1 protein-coding gene is annotated in these 19,869 nt (G+C 70.7%); it reads left to right on the top strand.

The genetic code is table 11. From position 1 onward, the window contains the following. Positions 1–5: 5 nt before the first annotated feature. Positions 6–19,862, top strand: coding sequence for a non-ribosomal peptide synthetase (locus HUT19_RS01195; protein ID WP_217712224.1), 19,857 nt, complete (start codon positions 6–8; stop codon positions 19,860–19,862). The last annotated feature ends 7 nt before the right edge of the window (positions 19,863–19,869 follow it).

Below are 19,869 nucleotides of genomic sequence, written 5' to 3'. Positions count from 1 at the left end.
CCACCGTGACTCAGGTGCGTATCGAAGATGTGTGGCCGCTCTCGCCGCTCCAGGAAGGGCTGCTCTTCCACGCCCAGTACGACGAGCAGGCCCGTGATGTCTACGTCGAGCAGTTCGTCACCGACCTGGCCGCGCCCTTGGACACCGCGGTGCTGCGGGCCTCGTGGCAGGCGCTGCTGGACCGGCACGCCAGCCTCCGCGCGAGCTTCCAGCAGCCCCCCGGGATGCAGCAGGTCGTCCAAGTGGTGACCGCGGGCGTGCCGCTGCCGTGGCGTGAAGTCGACCTGTCCGGCCTGCCCGCCGAGGAGGCCGCGGCCCGTGCCGTACGGCTGAAGGAAGAGGAACACGAGCGCCGGTTCGACCTGGCGGTGCCGCCGCTGCTGCGGCTGCTGATGCTGAAGACGGACGACACCCGCTACCAGCTGGTCATGACCATGCACCACATCCTGATGGACGGCTGGTCGCTGCCCGTGCTCTTCGGCGAGTTGTCGGACCTGTACACGGCGCGCGGCGACGTGTCGGCCCTGCCGCCGGTGACCCCGTACCGGGAGTACCTGGCCTGGCTGGGCCGCCAAGACAGGGACGCGGCCCGGGACGCCTGGCGGAAGGCGCTGGCCGGGGTCGGGGAGCCCACCCTTGTGCGCCCCGCCGACCCAGGAGCCGACCCGGGCGCGGAGCCCGCGTTGCCCGAGCACGCGAGGGTGCCGGTCGACCCGGCACTGACGCGGGCGCTGCGCGAGGTCGCCCGGGACCACGGGCTGACGCTGAACACCGTGGTGCAAGGGGTGTGGGGCGTGCTGATCGGCATGCTGACCGGTCGCACCGATGTGGTCTTCGGTGCCGTCGTGGCGGGTCGGCCCGCCGAACTCCCCGGTGTGGAGCGGATGCTCGGCCTGTTCATCAACACGGTGCCGGTGCGGGTGCGTCTCGACCCGTACCGCACGGTCGCCGAGCTGCTGACGGACCTCCAGGTCCAGCAGGCCGAACTCTTCGACCACCAGCACCTCGGGCTCACGGAGATCCAGCGGGTGGCCGGATTCGGCGCGAGCTTCGACTCCCTCGTGGTCTACCAGAACTATCCCATGCCCGCCGAGGGCGGTCTGGTTCCGGCGGATGGACTGCGGATCACCGGTTCGTCCAGCTCGGACACCGCCCACTACCCGCTGATCCTCGGCGTCGTCCCGGGCGACCGGATCGAGCTGCGCTTCGACTACCACTCCGACCTGTTCGACGCGGCGACCATTCGCGCTCTCGGGGACCGGCTCGTCCGGCTGCTGGAGCAGACGGCCGCCGACCCGGCGCTGCCGGTGGGTAGGCTCGACCTGCTCGACGCCGGTGAGCGGAGCACGGTCCTGGAGGGGTGGAATGACACCGCTAGGCCGTTGTCGGTTCGTACGCTGCCGGAGTTGTTCGCGGTGCGCGTGGCGCGTACGCCGGATGCGGTGGCGGTGGCTGCTTCGGATGTGACGTTGACGTATGCCGAGTTGGATGCTCGGGCGGAGCGGGTGGCGCGTTGGCTGGTGGATCGGGGGGTGGGTCCGGAGGACCGGGTGGGTGTGGTGATGGATCGCTCGGCGGAGCTGGTGGTGGTTTTGTTGGGTGTGGTCAGGGCGGGGGCGGCTTATGTGCCGGTGGATCCGGACTATCCGGCTGAGCGGATTGGTTTCATCCTGTCCGATGCGGCGCCTTCGCTGGTGCTGACCACCGGGGCGTATGCGGGCCGGGTGGCCGGGGCCGTGCGGTGGGATGACCCGGTGGTGGTTGATGAAGTTGCGGGGGCGGATGGGCCGGTTGAGGTGGCTGTGTCGCCGGACGGTCTGGCGTATGTGATGTACACCTCCGGCTCGACGGGTGTGCCGAAGGGTGTCGCCGTCACCCATGAAAACATTGCGGCTTTTGTTGCGGACCGTGTTTGGCGTGACGATGTGGTGGAGCGGGTGCTGGTGCAGGCCAACCATGCGTTTGACGCCTCGACGTATGAGCTGTGGGTGACGCTGGCGCGGGGTGGGCGGCTGGTGGTGTTGCCGCAGGGTGAGAAGGATGCGGCGGTGCGTGGTCGTTTGATTGCTGAGCATGGTGTGACCAATGTTCATGCGACGGCGGGGTTGTTCCGGGTGTTGGCGGAGGAGTCGCCGGAGATCTTTGCTGGGGTGCGGGAGGTGTCCACGGGTGGGGATGTGGTGTCCGCGTCCGCGATCCGGGCCCTGTTGGAGAGGTATCCGGAGGTGACGGTTCGTACGACGTACGGGCCGACGGAGACGACGGCGTTTACGACGCAGTTGGCGTTCAGGGCTGGGGAGTTGGTGCCGGATGGTGTGCCGCTCGGGTATCCGATGGACAACAGTCGGGTGTATGTGCTGGATGAGTTTCTGCGTCCGGTGGCGCCGGGCGTCATAGGCGAGTTGTATGTGGCCGGGGCGGGGCTGGCGCGTGGGTACGCGGGTCGCTCGGGTCTGACGTCCGAGCGATTCGTCGCGGCGCCGTTCGGCGGGTCGGGTGAGCGGATGTACCGCACCGGTGACCTGGTCCGGTGGAGCGCCGAGGGTCAGTTGGTGTTCGCGGGGCGTGCGGATGATCAGGTGAAGATCCGTGGTTTCCGGATCGAGCCGGGTGAGGTCGAGGCGGTGCTGGCGGCGCATGAGAGCGTCGGCCAGGTCGCGGTGGTGGTGCGGGAGGATCAGCCCGGGACCAAGCGCTTGGTCGCCTATGTCGTCGCCGAAGGCCCGGCCGTCGACCCGGATACGCTGCTCGCTCACGTCGCGGAGCAGCTGCCCGACTATATGGTCCCCGCCGCCGCGGTGCCGCTGGATGCCTTGCCGGTGACGGCGAACGGCAAGCTGGACCGCGCCGCCCTGCCCGCCCCCGAACTCGGCGGCCCGGTCGGTCGCGGGCCCGCGACCCCGCTGGAGGAGGTGGTCTGCGGGCTGTTCGCCGAGGTGCTGGGGCGCGACTGGGTCGGTGCCGAGGACTCCTTCTTCGACCTGGGCGGTGACTCGCTGCTCGCGATGAGGCTGATCGCCCGGATCAGGGCGGTGCTGAGCGCCGAGATCACCGTGCGCGAGCTGTTCGGTGCACCGACCGTCGCGGCCCTGTCCCGGCACATCGACGGCGGCGCCGCCGTCGCCCGCGCCGGACTCGTCGCCCGCGAGCGCCCCGACCTGCTGCCCCTGTCGTACGGTCAGCAGCGGATGTGGTTCCTCAACCAGCTCGAGGAACAGGGCTCGGGCGCCGGATACAACGTGACGCTCGTGCTGAGGCTGCTCGGCGACCTGGACGTGGCCGCGCTCCGAGCGGCCCTCGCGGACGTGGCCGACCGGCACGAGTCGCTGCGTACCGTCTACTCGGAGACCGAAGGCGTCCCCCGGCAGCACATCCGGCACGGAGCCGACGCCCACCCGCCCGTCCGGGTGCGCGCCGTCACCACCGAAGGGCTGCCCGTGGCGGTGGAAGAGCTCATCGCCCGGCGGTTCGACCTGGCGCGGGACCTGCCGTGGCGGATCGACCTGCTCCCGGTGTCGCCCACCGAGCACGTCCTACTGCTGGTTGCCCACCACATCGCGGTGGACGGCTGGTCCATGGGCATCCTCACCCGCGACCTCCAGACCGCCTACGCGGCACGGCACTCGGGAAGCACGGTGGACTGGGCGCCGCTGCCGGTGCAGTACGCGGACTACGCGCTGTGGCAGCGAGAGGTGCTGGGCGACCTGGACGACCCGGGCAGCCTGATCAGCGCCCAGTTGGGCTACTGGCGCCGGGCCCTGGCCGACCTGCCCGAGGAACTGACGCTTCCGGCGGACCGGCTGCGGCCCGCCACGCCCTCCTTCCAGGGCGGCTCGCTCCCCGTCCGGCTCGACGCGTACACGCACGGTCGGCTGGTGCACGTCGCCCAGCAGGGCTCGGCGACCATGTTCATGGTGGTGCAGGCGGCGTTGGCGATGCTGCTGGCCCGGCTCGGCGCGGGCACCGACATCCCCGTCGGCACCACGGTCGCCGGCCGCGGTGACAGTGCCCTGGAGGAACTGGCCGGGTTCTTTGTGAACACGCTGGTGTTGCGCACCGATGTGAGCGGCGATCCGACGTTCGCGGAGCTGCTGGCCCGCGTGCGTGATACCGACCTGGCCGCGTACACCCACCAGGACGTGCCCTTCGAGCGGCTGGTGGACGACCTCAACCCGGTGCGGTCGCTGTCCCGCAACCCGCTGTTCCAGATCATGCTGGTTCTTCAGAACGTCCCCCGGACCAGCGCACCGTGGGACCTGCCGGGTCTGCGCGTAGAACCCATGGGGGCCGGTGACACGGTCGCGGCCCGCGTCGACCTGAGCATCAGCCTCGCTGAACAGCGCGACGACGAGGGCGCCCCCGCCGGAATGGGCGGCGAACTCCACTACGCCACCGACCTGTTCGACCGTTCCACTGCCCAGGCGCTGGCCGACCGTGTGGTCCGGGTGCTGGAGCAGGTGGCCGCTGATCCGTCGCTCACGGTGAGTCGACTGGATGTGCTGGACGATGGGGAGGCGCACGCGGTGGTGGAGGGGTGGAACGCCACGGCGCGGCCGGTGCCGGAGATGACGCTGCCGGAGTTGTTCGCGGCGCAGGTGGCTCGGACGCCGGATGCGATGGCGGTGACCGGTCCTGACGCGACGTTGACGTATGGGGAGCTGGATGCGCGGGCGGGTCGTGTTGCTCGGTGGTTGGTGGGTCGTGGTGTGGGTCCGGAGAGCCGGGTGGGGGTGGTGATGGACCGGTCTGCGGAGTTGGTGGTTGTGTTGTTGGGGGTGGTGAAGGCGGGTGGGGTGTATGTGCCGGTGGATCCGTCGTATCCGGGGGAGCGGGTGGGGCGGGTTTTGGCGGGTGTGGCGCCGGAGGTGGTGTTGTGTTCGCGGGATCTGGTGGGGTTGGTTTCGGGGTGGGAGGGGTCGTGTGTGGTGTGGGATGACCCGGTGGTGGTGGCGGAGGTGGCGTCTTGTGCTTCTGCGTCTGTGGGGTTGGTGGGGGTGTCGGGGGGTTCTGCGGTGTATGTGATGTTCACGTCGGGGTCGACGGGTGAGCCGAAGGGGATTGTGGCCACGCATGGGGGTGTGGCGGGGTTGGTGCTGGATGGGGGTTGGTCGGTGGGTGTGGGGGATCGGGTGTTGATGCATGCGCCGCATGCGTTTGATGCGTCGACGTTTGAGGTGTGGGTGCCGTTGGTGCGTGGTGGTGCGGTGGTGGTGGCGGCGCCGGGTGTGGTGGATGGTCCTGCTCTGGCTGGTCTGGTGCGTGAGCGGGGGGTGTCGGTGGTGCATGTGACGGCGGGGTTGTTCGGTGTGCTGGCGGAGGAGTCGCCGGAGGCGTTGTCGGGGTTGGTGGAGGTGCTGACCGGTGGTGATGTGGTGCCGGTGGGTGCGGTGGCGCGGGTGGTGGAGGTGTCGCCGGGGCTGCGGGTGCGGCATTTGTATGGGCCGACGGAGGTGACGTTGTGCGCGACGACGTTCGTGGTGGAGCCGGGGGGTGGGGTTCCCGCGGTGTTGCCGATCGGTGTGCCGATGGACAATACGCGGGTGTATGTGCTGGATGGGTTTTTGCGTCCGGTGGCGCCGGGGGTTGTGGGGGAGTTGTATGTGGCGGGGGTGGGGTTGGCGCGGGGGTATGACGGCAGGGCGGGGTTGACGGCGGAGCGGTTTGTGGCGGTGCCGTTCGGTGGATCCGGTGAGCGGATGTATCGCACGGGTGATCTGGCCCGGTGGACCGGTGACGGTCAGTTGGTGTTCGCGGGCCGTGCGGATGATCAGGTGAAGATCCGTGGTTTCCGGATCGAGCCGGGTGAGATCGAGGCGGTGCTGGCGGCGCACGAGAGTGTCGGTCAGGTCGCCGTCGTCGTGCGGGAGGATCAGCCCGGAGCCAAGCGGCTGGTGGCCTATGTCGTCGCGGCTCAGGACGGCGTGGACGCGGAGGCGCTGCGGGGGTATGTGGCGGGCAAGCTGCCCGATTACATGGTCCCCGCGGCGATCCTGCTGCTGGACACTCTGCCGGTGACGGTCAATGGCAAGCTCGACCGGGCCGCTCTGCCCGCACCCGAGTTGGAGACGGCGGGCCGGGCCCCGGCGACACCGGTGGAGGAGGCTCTCTGCGGGCTGTTCGCCGAGGTGCTGGGGCTGGATCAGGTGAGCGCGGACGGCTCGTTCTTCGACCTGGGAGGCGACTCCCTGCTCGCCATGCGCCTGATCGCCCGCATCCGCACCACCCTCGACGTGGAAATCGGCATCTCCGAACTGTTCGGCGCACCCACGGTCGCGGGTATCGCCCGCCTGGTCGACGGAGACCGGAACGGCCGGGCCCGGAGCGGTGTGGTGGTCCGGGAGCGGCCCGAGGTGCTGCCGCTGTCCTTCGGCCAGCAGCGCATGTGGTTCCTGAACCGGATGGAGGAGGTGGGCGCCGGCGCCGGTTACAACGTGGCCCTCGCGCTGCGCCTCGTCGGTGACCTGGACACCGCCGTGCTCGAAGCGGCGCTGCACGATGTGGCCGACCGGCACGAGACGCTGCGCACCGTCTTCCCCGAGGCGGACGGCGTGCCCCGACAGCAGGTCCTCGATGCCACCGCAGGCCGGGCCCCTCTCCACATTCATGAGGTATCGGCGACGGAGCTGCCGACGGCGGTGGCCGAGGCGGCACGCCGGCGCTTCGATCTGACGCGTGACCTGCCGTGGCGGACGGATCTGCTCACCGTGTCGGTCACTGAGTCCGTACTCGTGCTGGTGGCCCATCACATCGCCGTCGATGGCCTGTCCATGGGGGTGCTGGCCCGCGATCTGCGCACGGCCTTCGAGGCTCGGCTGCACGGCAGGGAGCCCGACTGGGCTCCGCTGCCGGTGCAGTACGCCGACTACGCGCTGTGGCAGCGGGAGGTGCTGGGCGACCTGGATGACCCCGACAGCGTGATCAGCGCCCAACTCACCTATTGGCGCGAAGCATTGAACGATCTGCCGGAGGAGCTGACGCTTCCGGTGGACCGGACCAGGACGGCGGTCGCCTCGTTCGAGGGGGGCGTGGTGCCGCTGGAGGTGGATCCGGAGACGCACGCCGCGCTGCTGGAAGCGGCTCGTCAGGGCTCGGCGACCCTGTTCATGGTGGTGCAGGCGGGGCTCGCGATGCTGCTGGCCAGGCTCGGCGCGGGAACCGACATACCCGTCGGCGCGGCGGTTGCCGGCCGCACGGACGGCGCCCTGGAGGACCTGGCCGGATTCTTCATCAACACGCTGGTGCTGCGCACGGACGCGAGTGGGGATCCGACGTTCGAGGAGCTGCTGGCCCGGGTCCGGGACACGGACCTCGCGGCCTACGCCCACCAGGACGTGCCGTTCGAACGGCTGGTGGAGGATCTCAACCCCGCCCGTTCCCTGTCCCGGCACCCGCTCTTCCAAGTCATGCTGGCCGTCCAGAACGAAGCTCGCACGGAGCCGACCTGGCAGTTGCCCGGTCTCCTGGTGCGGCCCATCCCGGCGGATGAGACGGTCGTGAGCCGCTTCGACCTGTCCATCGGGCTCAACGAACTCCATGACGACCAGGGCGAGCCGGGCGGTCTCGGTGGTGGTATCCAGTACGCGACCGACCTGTTCGACGACTCCACGGCTCGAACGCTCGCGGACCGGCTGGTGCGGGTGCTGCGGCAGGTGGCGGCTGATCCGGGGGTGCCGGTCAGCCGACTCGAGGTGCTGGAGCCCGCCGAGGTGCGGCAGGTGACCGAGCTATGGAATGACACCGTCCAGCCACTGCCCGGCCGGACTCTGCCTGAGCTGTTCGCAGCGCAGGTGGCCCGTACCCCGGATGCGGTCGCGGTGGCCGGGGCCGAGGTGACGCTGACGTACGCCGAGTTGGACGCGCGGGCCGACGGCGTGGCGCGACGGCTGATGGATCGGCGGGTGGGTCCGGAGAGCCGGGTCGGTGTGGTGATGGACCGCTCGGCCGAGTTGGTCGTTGTTCTGCTGGGCGTGGTCAAGGCGGGCGCGGCCTACGTGCCGCTGGACCCGGACTACCCGGTGGAGCGGCTGCGGGCGGTGGTGGCGGAGGCCGGGGTGTCGCTGGTGGTAGCCGACCGGGAGGTGGACGGTCTGTCGGTGTTGCCGGTGGCGGAAATGTTCGGGGCGGAGCCGGTGGATCCGGGGGTGATCGTGTCGCCGGACAGTCTGGCGTATGTGATGTACACCTCCGGCTCGACGGGTGTGCCGAAGGGTGTGGCGGTCACTCACGGGAACATCGCTGCTTTTGTTGCGGACCGTGTTTGGCGTGACGATGTGGTGGAGCGGGTGCTGGTGCAGGCCAACCATGCGTTTGACGCCTCGACGTATGAGCTGTGGGTGACGCTGGCGCGGGGTGGGCGGCTGGTGGTGTTGCCGCAGGGTGAGAAGGATGCGGCGGTGCGTGGCCGTTTGATTGCTGAGCATGGTGTGACCAATGTTCATGCGACGGCGGGGTTGTTCCGGGTGTTGGCGGAGGAGTCGCCGGAGATCTTTGCTGGGGTGCGGGAGGTGTCCACGGGTGGGGATGTGGTGTCCGCTTCCGCGATCCGGGCCCTGTTGGAGAGGTATCCGGAGGTGACGGTTCGTACGACGTACGGGCCGACGGAGACGACGGCGTTTACGACGCAGTTGGCGTTCAGGGCTGGGGAGTTGGTGCCGGATGGTGTGCCGCTCGGGTATCCGATGGACAACAGTCGGGTGTATGTGCTGGATGAGTTTCTGCGTCCGGTGGCGCCGGGCGTCATAGGCGAGTTGTATGTGGCCGGGGCGGGGCTGGCGCGTGGGTACGCGGGTCGCTCGGGTCTGACGGCGGAGCGTTTTGTGGCGGCGCCGTTCGGTGGGTCGGGTGAGCGGATGTATCGCACCGGTGACCTGGTCCGGTGGAGCGCCGAGGGTCAGTTGGTGTTCGCGGGGCGTGTGGATGATCAGGTGAAGATCCGTGGTTTCCGGATCGAGCCGGGTGAGGTCGAGGCGGTGTTGGCGGCGCATGAGAGCGTCGGTCAGGTCGCTGTGGTGGTGCGGGAGGATCAGCCGGGTGCCAAGCGTCTGGTGGGGTATGTGGTCCCGGCCGGTGACGACCTCGACGCGGAGATGCTGGGGAGGTATGTGGCGGGCAAGGTGCCCGATTACATGGTCCCCTCGGCCATCCTCCTTCTGGACGCTCTGCCGGTCACCGTCAACGGCAAGCTGGATCGCGCGGCCCTGCCCGCGCCCGAGTTCACCGGCGGCACCGGCCGAGGCCCGCAGACCCCGGCGGAGGAAGCCCTGTGCGGCTTGTTCGCCGAGGTGCTGGGCCTGGACCGGGTCGGGGCCGAGCAGTCGTTCTTCGAACTCGGCGGAGACTCCCTGCTCGCGATCCGCCTGATCGCCAGGATCCGCGCCGAGCTGAGCGCCGAAGTCAACATCCGGGAGCTGTTCGGCGCGCCGACGGTGGCCGGTCTGGCCAGGCTGGTCGAGAGCGGGCAGGGCGACGTACGGACCGCTCTGGTCGCGGCGGAGCGCCCCGAGGTGCTGCCGCTGTCGTTCGGCCAGCAGCGCATGTGGTTCCTCAACCGGCTCGAGGAAGCCGGCGTGGGCGCCGCCTACAACGTATCCACGTCCGTGCGGCTGACCGGTGCCCTGGATGTCGAGGCTTTCCAAGCGGCTCTCGGCGACGTCGCCGACCGGCATGAGATGCTGCGCACGGTCTTCCCCGAGACGGACGGTGTGCCCCGGCAGCAGATTCTGCACGGCCCCGAGGCCACGCCGTCCGTGCGGGTCCGCCAGGCGGCGTCCGCCGAGCTTCCCGCGCTGCTCGCCGACTCCGGCGGCCGGGGCTTCGATCTGACCACCGAACTTCCTGTGCGTGTCGAGCTGTTGCGGCTGTCCGCCACCGACCACGTCTTGGTGCTGGTGGCGCACCACATCGCTGTGGACGGCTGGTCGATGGGCGTCCTCTCCCGTGATCTGTGGGATGCCTACCGGGCCCGGTGCTCCGGCCGCGCCCCCGACTGGTCGCCGCTGCCTGTCCAGTACGCCGACTACGCGCTGTGGCAGCGCGATGTGCTCGGCGATCCCGGCGATCCCGGCAGCCTGATCGGCGGGCAGCTCGGCTACTGGCGGCAGGCCCTGGCGGACCTGCCGGAGGAGCTGGCGCTTCCTGTGGACCGGGCGCGGCCTGCGGCCGGCTCCTTCCGGGGGCGGGCCGTCCGGGTCCAGGTCGGCGCCGGAGCGCACGCGGGTCTGGTGGACCTCGCCGAGCGCGGTTCGGCCACGCTCTTCATGGTGGTTCAGGCCGCGCTGGGGGTGCTGCTGGCCCGGCTCGGCGCGGGGAACGACATTCCCCTGGGCACCGCCGTCGCGGGCCGCGGGGACAGCGCGCTCGACGACCTGGCCGGGTTCTTCATCAACACCCTGGTGCTGCGCACCGATGTGAGCGGCGACCCGACGTTCGCTGAGCTGCTGGCGCGGGTGCGGGAGACGGACCTGGCGGCGTATGCCCATCAGGACGTGCCGTTCGAGCTGCTGGTGGACGAGGTGAAACCGGCTCGCTCGCTGTCCCGGCACCCACTGTTCCAGATCATGCTGATTCTCCAGAACCTGCCGCGCACCCAGAGTCCATGGGACGTCCCGGGCCTGAGCATCGAGCCGATGCCAGCCGACGAGAATGTGGCGGCCCGCTTCGACCTGTCGGTCAACCTCACCGAACAGCGTGACGGGCAGGGCGCCCCCGCGGGGATCGTCGGCAGCCTGCAGTACTCCACCGACCTGTTCGACGAGCCGACCGCCGTGGCCCTGGCGGCCCGCCTGGCCCGGGTGCTGGAACAGGTCGCGACCCACCCGGACGTGCGGATCAGCCAGGTTGACGTACTCGACGACACCGAGCGGCACACCGTACTCGAAGCGTGGCAGGACTCCGCCCGGCCGGTCGCCGCCGCGACCCTGCCCGACCTGTTCCGCGCCCGGGCCGCACACACGCCCGGCGCGCCGGCGCTGATCGGCGACGACGTCACGCTGACGTACGCGGAGCTGGACGAGCGGTCCGACCGGGTGGCGCAGTGGCTGACCGGCCGGGGCATCGGTCCCGAGGACCGGATCGGCCTCCTGATGGAGCGCTCGGCCGAGCTGGTCGTGGTGGTGCTCGGCGTCGCCAAGGCCGGAGCGGCCTACATCCCGGTCGACCCGAACTATCCCACCGAGCGGATCGGGTTCATCCTGGCCGACGCGGCGCCCGCGCTCGTGGTGTGCACCGACGGGACCGCCGCTCTGCTCGCGGCCACGGCCGGGGTCGAGCGGGTGGTATGGGACGACCCCACGACGGTGGCGGAGGTCGCGGCGTGCCCGGCCGTCGCGCCGCCCGTGGTGCCGCGTCCCGCCCACCCCGCGTACGTGATCTACACCTCCGGGTCGACCGGCACCCCCAAGGGAGTGGTCGTCACCCATGCCGGGCTCGCCGGCCTGTCGGGCGCCCAGATCGAACGGTTCGGGGTGGGACCCGGATCGCGTGTGCTCCAGTTCGCGGCGCTCGGCTTCGACGCCTCGGTGTGGGAACTGGTGATGGCATTGGCCTCCGGGGCGGCCCTCGTCACTCCGCCCGCCGACCGGATGCCGCCGCACGGGCCCCTGGAGGACCTTCTCGGCGACTACGGGATCACCCATGTGACCCTGCCTCCGTCGGTGCTGGCCGGCGCCACGCGTCTGCCCGACTGCGTCGGGACGGTCGTCGTCGCGGGCGAGGCGTGTCCGCCGTCCCTGGTGACCGCCTGGTCCCACCGGCTGGACCTGATCAACGCCTACGGGCCCACCGAGACGACGATCTGCGCGACGATGTCCGCCGCGCTGACCGACGCGCCCGAGCGGACGACCGTGCCGATCGGCGGTCCGGTGTGGAACACGCGGACGTACGTCCTGGATGAGTTACTGCGCCCGGTGGCGCCGGGAGTCACCGGTGAGCTGTATGTGGCCGGGGCCGGTCTGGCGCGCGGGTATGCGGGGCGTGCGGATCTGACGGCGGAGCGGTTTGTCGCCTGCCCGTATGCGGAGGCCGGTGCACGGATGTACCGCACCGGGGATCTGGCCCGGTGGATCGCCGGGGGCGAGCTGGTGTTCGCGGGCCGGGCGGACGACCAGGTGAAGGTGCGGGGGTTCCGGATCGAGCTCGGAGAGATCGAGGCGGCGCTGGCGGCGCACGAGGGCGTCGCCCAGGTCGCGGCCGTCGTCCGCGAGGACCAGCCGGGCATGAAACGCCTGGTCGCCTACGTGGTCCCGGCAGGCGTCCCGGCGGGCAATCCGGCACTCGTCCTGACAGGGGAAGGCATCGACGGCGAGGCGCTGCGCGCGTTCGCCGCGCGCACCCTGCCGGACTACATGGTCCCGGCCGCCGTCGTGACGCTCGACGCTCTTCCGACGACCGCCAACGGCAAGCTGGACCGGGCCGCGCTGCCCGCCCCCGGCTCCGGCGGAGATGCGGGCCGGGCGCCGGCCACCCCGGTGGAAGAGGTGCTTTGCGGGCTGTACGCCGATGTCCTGGGGCTGAAGCGGGTGAGCGCCGACGGTTCGTTCTTCGAGCTCGGCGGCGACTCACTGCTCGCGATGCGGCTGATCGCCGCCATCCGCTCCACCCTGGATGCCGAGATCAGCATCAGGGAGCTGTTCGCGACGCCGACGGTCGAGGGCCTTGCCCGTCTGGTGGAGGGCGGCCGAGGCGGCCGGGTCCGGGCCGGGGTGGTGGTCCGGGAGCGGCCCGAGGTGCTGCCGCTGTCCTTCGGGCAGCAGCGCATGTGGGTGCTGAACCGGATGGAGGAGGCCGGGGCCGGCGCGGGTTACAACGTGCCGCTGGCCCTGCACCTCACCGGCGCGTTGGACACCGCCGTGCTCCAGGCGGCACTGCACGATGTCGCCGACCGGCATGAGACGCTGCGGACCGTCTTCCCCGAAACCGACGGCGTGCCCCGGCAGCAGGTCCTCCACGGCGCCGCCGGGCGGGCCCCGCTGCAGGTCCGGAACGTCACCCGCGACGAGTTGACCTCGGCCGTGGCCGACGTCGCGCGCCGGAGCTTCGACCTGACGCGTGACCTGCCGTGGCGGACGGAGTTGCTGGTGGTGTCGGCCGGCGAGTCCGTGCTGATGCTGGTGGCGCATCACATCGCGGTGGACGGCTGGTCCATGGGCGTCCTCGCCCGGGACCTGCGCACCGCGTTCGAGGCCAGGCTGCGGGGCACGGAGCCGGACTGGGCGCCGCTGCCGGTGCAGTACGCGGACTACGCGCTGTGGCAGCGGGAGGTGCTGGGTGACCTGGACGACCCGGACAGCCTGATCAGCGCCCAGGTCGGCTATTGGCGCCAGGCCCTGGGGGACGCACCCCAGGAGCTGGTCCTGCCCACCGACCGCACCCGGCCCGCGGTCGCCTCGTACCGGGGAGCCTCGGTCCGTATGGAGGTCGACCGCACCTCCCACCAGAGGCTGGCCGACGTCGCCCAGCGGGAGTCGGCGACCATGTTCATGGTGGTGCAGGCGGCGTTGGCGATGCTGCTGGCCCGGCTCGGCGCGGGCACCGACATTCCCCTGGGCACCGCGACCGCCGGCCGAGGGGACAGCGCCCTCGACGATCTCGCCGGGTTCTTCCTCAACACCCTGGTGCTGCGCACCGATGTGAGCGGCGATCCGACGTTCGCGGAGCTGCTGGCGCGGGTGCGGGAGACCGACCTGGCGGCCTACGCCCACCAGGACGTGCCGTTCGAGCGGCTCGTGGATGAGCTCAACCCGGTGCGGTCGCTGTCCCGGCACCCGCTGTTCCAGATCATGCTGGTCCTCCAGAACCTCCCCCAGGAGGGAGGCTCCTGGGATCTGCCGGAGCTCGACGTCCGGCCGATGCCCGCCGGGGACAGCAGCGGCGCCCGCTTCGACCTCTCCCTGACGATGGCCGAACGCCGCGACGCGCACGGCGACCCGGACGGCATCGTCGGCGATCTCCTGTACGCCACCGACCTGTTCGACCGTTCCACTGCCCAGGCGCTGGCCGACCGTGTGGTCCGGGTGCTGGAGCAGGTGGCCGCTGATCCGTCGCTCACGGTGAGTCGACTGGATGTGCTGGACGATGGGGAGGCGCACGCGGTGGTGGAGGGGTGGAACGCCACGGCGCGGCCGGTGCCGGAGATGACGCTGCCGGAGTTGTTCGCGGCGCAGGTGGCTCGGACGCCGGATGCGATGGCGGTGACCGGTCCTGACGCGACGTTGACGTATGGGGAGCTGGATGCGCGGGCGGGTCGTGTTGCTCGGTGGTTGGTGGGTCGTGGTGTGGGTCCGGAGAGCCGGGTGGGGGTGGTGATGGACCGGTCTGCGGAGTTGGTGGTTGTGTTGTTGGGGGTGGTGAAGGCGGGTGGGGTGTATGTGCCGGTGGATCCGTCGTATCCGGGGGAGCGGGTGGGGCGGGTTTTGGCGGGTGTGGCGCCGGAGGTGGTGTTGTGTTCGCGGGATCTGGTGGGGTTGGTTTCGGGGTGGGAGGGGTCGTGTGTGGTGTGGGATGACCCGGTGGTGGTGGCGGAGGTGGCGTCTTGTGCTTCTGCGTCTGTGGGGTTGGTGGGGGTGTCGGGGGGTTCTGCGGTGTATGTGATGTTCACGTCGGGGTCGACGGGTGAGCCGAAGGGGATTGTGGCCACGCATGGGGGTGTGGCGGGGTTGGTGCTGGATGGGGGTTGGTCGGTGGGTGTGGGGGATCGGGTGTTGATGCATGCGCCGCATGCGTTTGATGCGTCGACGTTTGAGGTGTGGGTGCCGTTGGTGCGTGGTGGTGCGGTGGTGGTGGCGGCGCCGGGTGTGGTGGATGGTCCTGCTCTGGCTGGTCTGGTGCGTGAGCGGGGGGTGTCGGTGGTGCATGTGACGGCGGGGTTGTTCGGTGTGCTGGCGGAGGAGTCGCCGGAGGCGTTGTCGGGGTTGGTGGAGGTGCTGACCGGTGGTGATGTGGTGCCGGTGGGTGCGGTGGCGCGGGTGGTGGAGGTGTCGCCGGGGCTGCGGGTGCGGCATTTGTATGGGCCGACGGAGGTGACGTTGTGCGCGACGACGTTCGTGGTGGAGCCGGGGGGTGGGGTTCCCGCGGTGTTGCCGATCGGTGTGCCGATGGACAATACGCGGGTGTATGTGCTGGATGGGTTTTTGCGTCCGGTGGCGCCGGGGGTTGTGGGGGAGTTGTATGTGGCGGGGGTGGGGTTGGCGCGGGGGTATGACGGCAGGGCGGGGTTGACGGCGGAGCGGTTTGTGGCGGTGCCGTTCGGTGGATCCGGTGAGCGGATGTATCGCACGGGTGATCTGGCCCGGTGGACCGGTGACGGTCAGTTGGTGTTCGCGGGCCGTGCGGATGATCAGGTGAAGATCCGTGGTTTCCGGATCGAGCCGGGTGAGATCGAGGCGGTGCTGGCGGCGCACGAGAGTGTCGGTCAGGTCGCCGTCGTCGTGCGGGAGGATCAGCCCGGAGCCAAGCGGCTGGTGGCCTATGTCGTCGCGGCTCAGGACGGCGTGGACGCGGAGGCGCTGCGGGGGTATGTGGCGGGCAAGCTGCCCGATTACATGGTCCCCGCGGCGATCCTGCTGCTGGACACCTTGCCGGTGACGGTCAATGGCAAGCTCGACCGGGCCGCTCTGCCCGCACCCGAGTTGGAGACGGCGGGCCGGGCCCCGGCGACACCGGTGGAGGAGGCTCTCTGCGGGCTGTTCGCCGAGGTGCTGGGGCTGGATCAGGTGAGCGCGGACGGCTCGTTCTTCGACCTGAGTGGCGACTCCCTGCTCGCCATGCGCCTGATCGCCCGCATCCGCACCACCCTCGACGCCGACCTCACCATCCGGGATGTGTTCGCCACTCCCACCGTCTCCGGTCTGGCCCGGCTGATCGAGAGCGGGCAGGGCGAGGCACGGGCCGGGCTGGTCGCGCGGGAGCGGCCCGAAATGCTGCCGCTGTCCTACGGGCAGCAGCGCATGTGGATCCTGAACCGGATGGAGGAGGCCGGGGCCGGCGCCGGCTACAACGTGCCGCTGGCGCTGCGTCTGGACGGCGAACTGGACGTCCCCGCTCTCGAAGCGGCGCTGCACGATGTGGCCGACCGGCACGAGACGCTGCGCACCGTCTTCCCGTCGGTCGACGGGATCCCACGGCAGGAGGTCCGCTCGGCGGGCCCCGCCCTCACTCTGCGGAACGTCACGGCCGGGGAACTGCCCGCGGTCCTCGCGGAAGGGGCCCGCAAGGGCTTCGACCTGACCCGCGACCTCCCGTTGCGGACCGAGCTGCTGACGATCTCGCCGACCGAACACATCCTCGCGATCGTGGCCCATCACATCGCCGTGGACGGCTGGTCGATGGGCGTCCTGCAACGGGACCTCCAGCGGTCCTACACGGCACGGCAGTCCGGTGTCGCGCCGGACTGGGCGCCGCTGCCGGTGCAGTACGCCGACTACGCGCTGTGGCAGCGAGAAGTGCTCGGTGACCTGCGCGACTCCGACAGCCTGATCAGCAACCAGCTCGCCTACTGGCGGCAGGCGCTGGCCGGACTGCCCGAGGAGCTGACGCTCCCGGCCGACCGGCCCCGCCCGGCGGTCGCCTCCTTCCGTGGCGGAGACGTTCCGCTGCGGCTCGGCGCATCGGCCCACGCCGCCCTGGCGGAGGCCGCGCGCCACGGCTCGGCCACCCTGTTCATGGTGGTTCAGGCGGCGCTGGCGATGCTGCTGGCCAGACTCGGCGCCGGCGCCGACATCCCCATCGGCACCGCGGTCGCCGGCCGCACGGACAGCGCCGTGGAGGACCTGGCCGGATTCTTCAGCAACACCCTGGTCCTGCGCACCGACGTCGGCGGCGACCCCACTTTCGAGGAGCTGCTGGCCCGGGTCCGCGAAACCGACCTGGCCGCGTACGCCCACCAGGACCTGCCGTTCGAACGGCTCGTGGACGACCTCGGACATGTGCGCTCCCTCGCCCGGCAGCCGCTCTTCCAGATCATGCTGGCCCTGCACTCGGGCGGCCCGGCCCGGCACTCCGCCTGGCGGCTGCCCGGACTGGAGGCGACCCAGGTGACCGCGGAGCACGAGGTGACGGCCCGCTTCGACCTCTCGGTCACGCTCGGCGAATTCCGGGACAACAAGGGCGCGCCGGACGGCATCGGGGGCACCCTTCAGTACGCGGCCGACCTGTTCGACGAGAGCACGGCGCGGTCCCTGTCCGTTCGGCTGGTCGCGGTGCTGGAGCAGATCGCCGCCGATCCGCGGGTGCGCGTCAGTGACCTCGATGTCATCGCCTCCGCGGAGCGGCGGACGGTGGTCGAGGAGTGGAACGACACCGCCCGGCCGCTGACCGTCGGTACCCTCCCGGAGCTTTTCGAGCGTCAGGTCGCCCGCGCCCCCGACGCGATCGCGATCACCGCCCATGACATCACCCTGACCTACGCGGAGACAGAGGCGCTGGCCAATCGGGTCGCGCACTGGCTGATCGCCCGGGGTATCGGACCCGACGACCGTGTCGCGGTGGTCATGGACCGCTCGGCCGACCTGCTGGTGGTGCTGCTCGGCGTGGTGAAGGCGGGTGCGGTCTATGTGCCCGTCGACCCGGCCTACCCGGCCGAGCGCATCGGGTTCATGCTGGCCGACGTGCGGCCGGCCCTGGTGCTGGCCGCCGCGGCCGAGCGGCGCGCCGTGCCCGACGGGTTCGAGCGGGTGGTGTGGGAGGAGGCCGTCGTCGAGATGGCGCACTGCCCGGCGACCACGCCCGGCGACGGTGATCGGACGGCGCCCCTGCGCCCCGGTCATCTGGCGTATGTGATGTACACCTCCGGGTCGACCGGCACCCCCAAGGGCGTGGCCGTGACGCACCGGAACGTGGTGAGCTTCGCCGAGGACCGCAGCTGGCGCCCGGAAGTCACCGAACGCGTCCTCGTCCACGCCAACCACGCCTTCGACGCCTCCACATACGAGATCTGGGTGACGCTGGCGCACGGCGGCCGGCTGGTCGCCATGCCCTCCGGCGACGCCGGTGTCGCCGAGCGCGGTGCGATGATCGCCGCGCACGGGGTGACGAACGTCCATGCCACCGCGGGGCTGTTCAGGCTGCTGGCCGAGGAGGCGCCCGAGATCTTCGCCGGGGTGCGCGAGGTGTCGACCGGCGGTGACGTGGTCCCCGCCGCGGCGATCCGGACCCTGCTGCGGGCCCAGCCCGGGCTGACCGTCCGTACCACCTACGGGCCCACCGAGACCACGGCCTTCACCACCCAGCTCGCCTACACCGCGGGCGATACCATCCCGGCGAACGTGCCCATTGGCCGGCCGATGGACAACAGCCGGACCTTCGTCCTGGACGAGTTCCTGCGACCGCTCCCGCCCGGAGCGATCGGAGAGTTGTACATCGCCGGCGCGGGTCTGGCGCGTGGATACGCGGGCCGGGCCGCTCTGACCGCGGAGCGGTTCATCGCCTGCCCGTTCCCCGCTGCCGGCGAACGCATGTACCGCACCGGCGACCTGGCACGCTGGACTCGCGCCGGAGAACTGGTCTTCGCGGGCCGCGCCGACGAGCAGGTGAAGATCCGCGGCTTCCGCATCGAGCCCGGCGAGGTCGAGGCGGTGCTGGCCGCCCACGAGGGCGTGGCCCAGGCCGCGGTCGTCGTGCACGAGGACACGACGGGGACCAGGCGTCTGGTCGCCTACGTCGTCCCGGCCGACCCGGTTCTGGAGGCGGAGGTGCTCCGCGCGTACGCCGTGCGGACGCTGCCCGACTACATGGTCCCGGCCGCGGTGGTGCTGCTGGAGCGCCTGCCGGTGACCGCGAACGGAAAGCTGGACCGGGCCGCGCTGCCCGACCCCGGCACGGGCGGGACCGGAACCGGCCGGGATCCCCGCCTCCCCGTGGAGGCAGTCCTGTGCGGGCTGTTCGCCGAGGTGCTGGGCGTGCACCGGGTCGGCACCGAGGACTCGTTCTTCGATCTGGGCGGCGACTCGCTGCTGGCGATGCGGCTCATCGAGCGGATCCGCACGGCGCTCGACGCGGAGATCGGCATCCGGGACCTGTTCGCCGGGCCGACGGTCGCCGCCATCGCCGCGGTGCTCGACACGGACCCCGAGGTCACGGGCGACTACGACATGCTCCTCCCGCTGCGCACCACGGGCGACCGGGCACCGCTGTTCTGTCTGCATTCCGGAGGCGGCCTCAGCTGGCACTACGCGGCCCTGGTCAACCATCTGCCGGCCGAATACCCCCTCTACGGCCTCCAGGCGCGCGGCCTCACCGCGTCCGGCCGCCTGCCGGAAAGCATCGAGGAAATGGCCGCCGACTACGCGGCCCAGATCCGCTCCGTCCAGCCGAGCGGCCCCTACCACCTGCTCGGGTGGTCTTTGGGCGGAGTGCTCGCGCACGCGGTCGCGGCACGATTGCAGAGGGAGGGCGACACGGTCGCCATGCTGGCCATTCTGGACGGATATCCGAACCGCGAGATAAAGGCCGAGGAGACCCTCGACGGCGAATTCGCGGGATTCGGCGGAATGCGCCCCGGAGACCGGCCGGTGCTGCTCATCGACGGTGAGGTGGTGGACGAGGCCGCCCCGGCGGCCACCACGAAACCCGTCGGCGGCACAGCGCTCAAGGAGACGCTGTCGGCCGTCCGGAAGGTCGAGGAGAACAATCTGCGACTTCTGCGCACGTACACTCCCGGCTGGTTCGATGGAGATGTAGTGCTTTTCGTCGCGACGCTCGGACGCCCGGAACTGCTCTCGGCGCAAGCCGCCCCGGAAGCATGGCGGCCCTATGTACGGGGCATGGAGACGCACTCCATTGAGACCGACCACCGCCGCATGATTAACGGGGAACCGCTTGCCAGGATCGCCGGCGTGCTTTTGGAGAAGCTGGCAGACGAGCGTTCGTGAAACCGCG

The organism is Streptomyces sp. NA02950 (assembly GCF_013364155.1).
Taxonomy (GTDB): Bacteria; Actinomycetota; Actinomycetes; order Streptomycetales; family Streptomycetaceae; genus Streptomyces.
The sequence above is the reverse complement of the archived record's forward strand: the minus strand, read 5'-3'. Positions and strand labels throughout refer to the sequence as shown.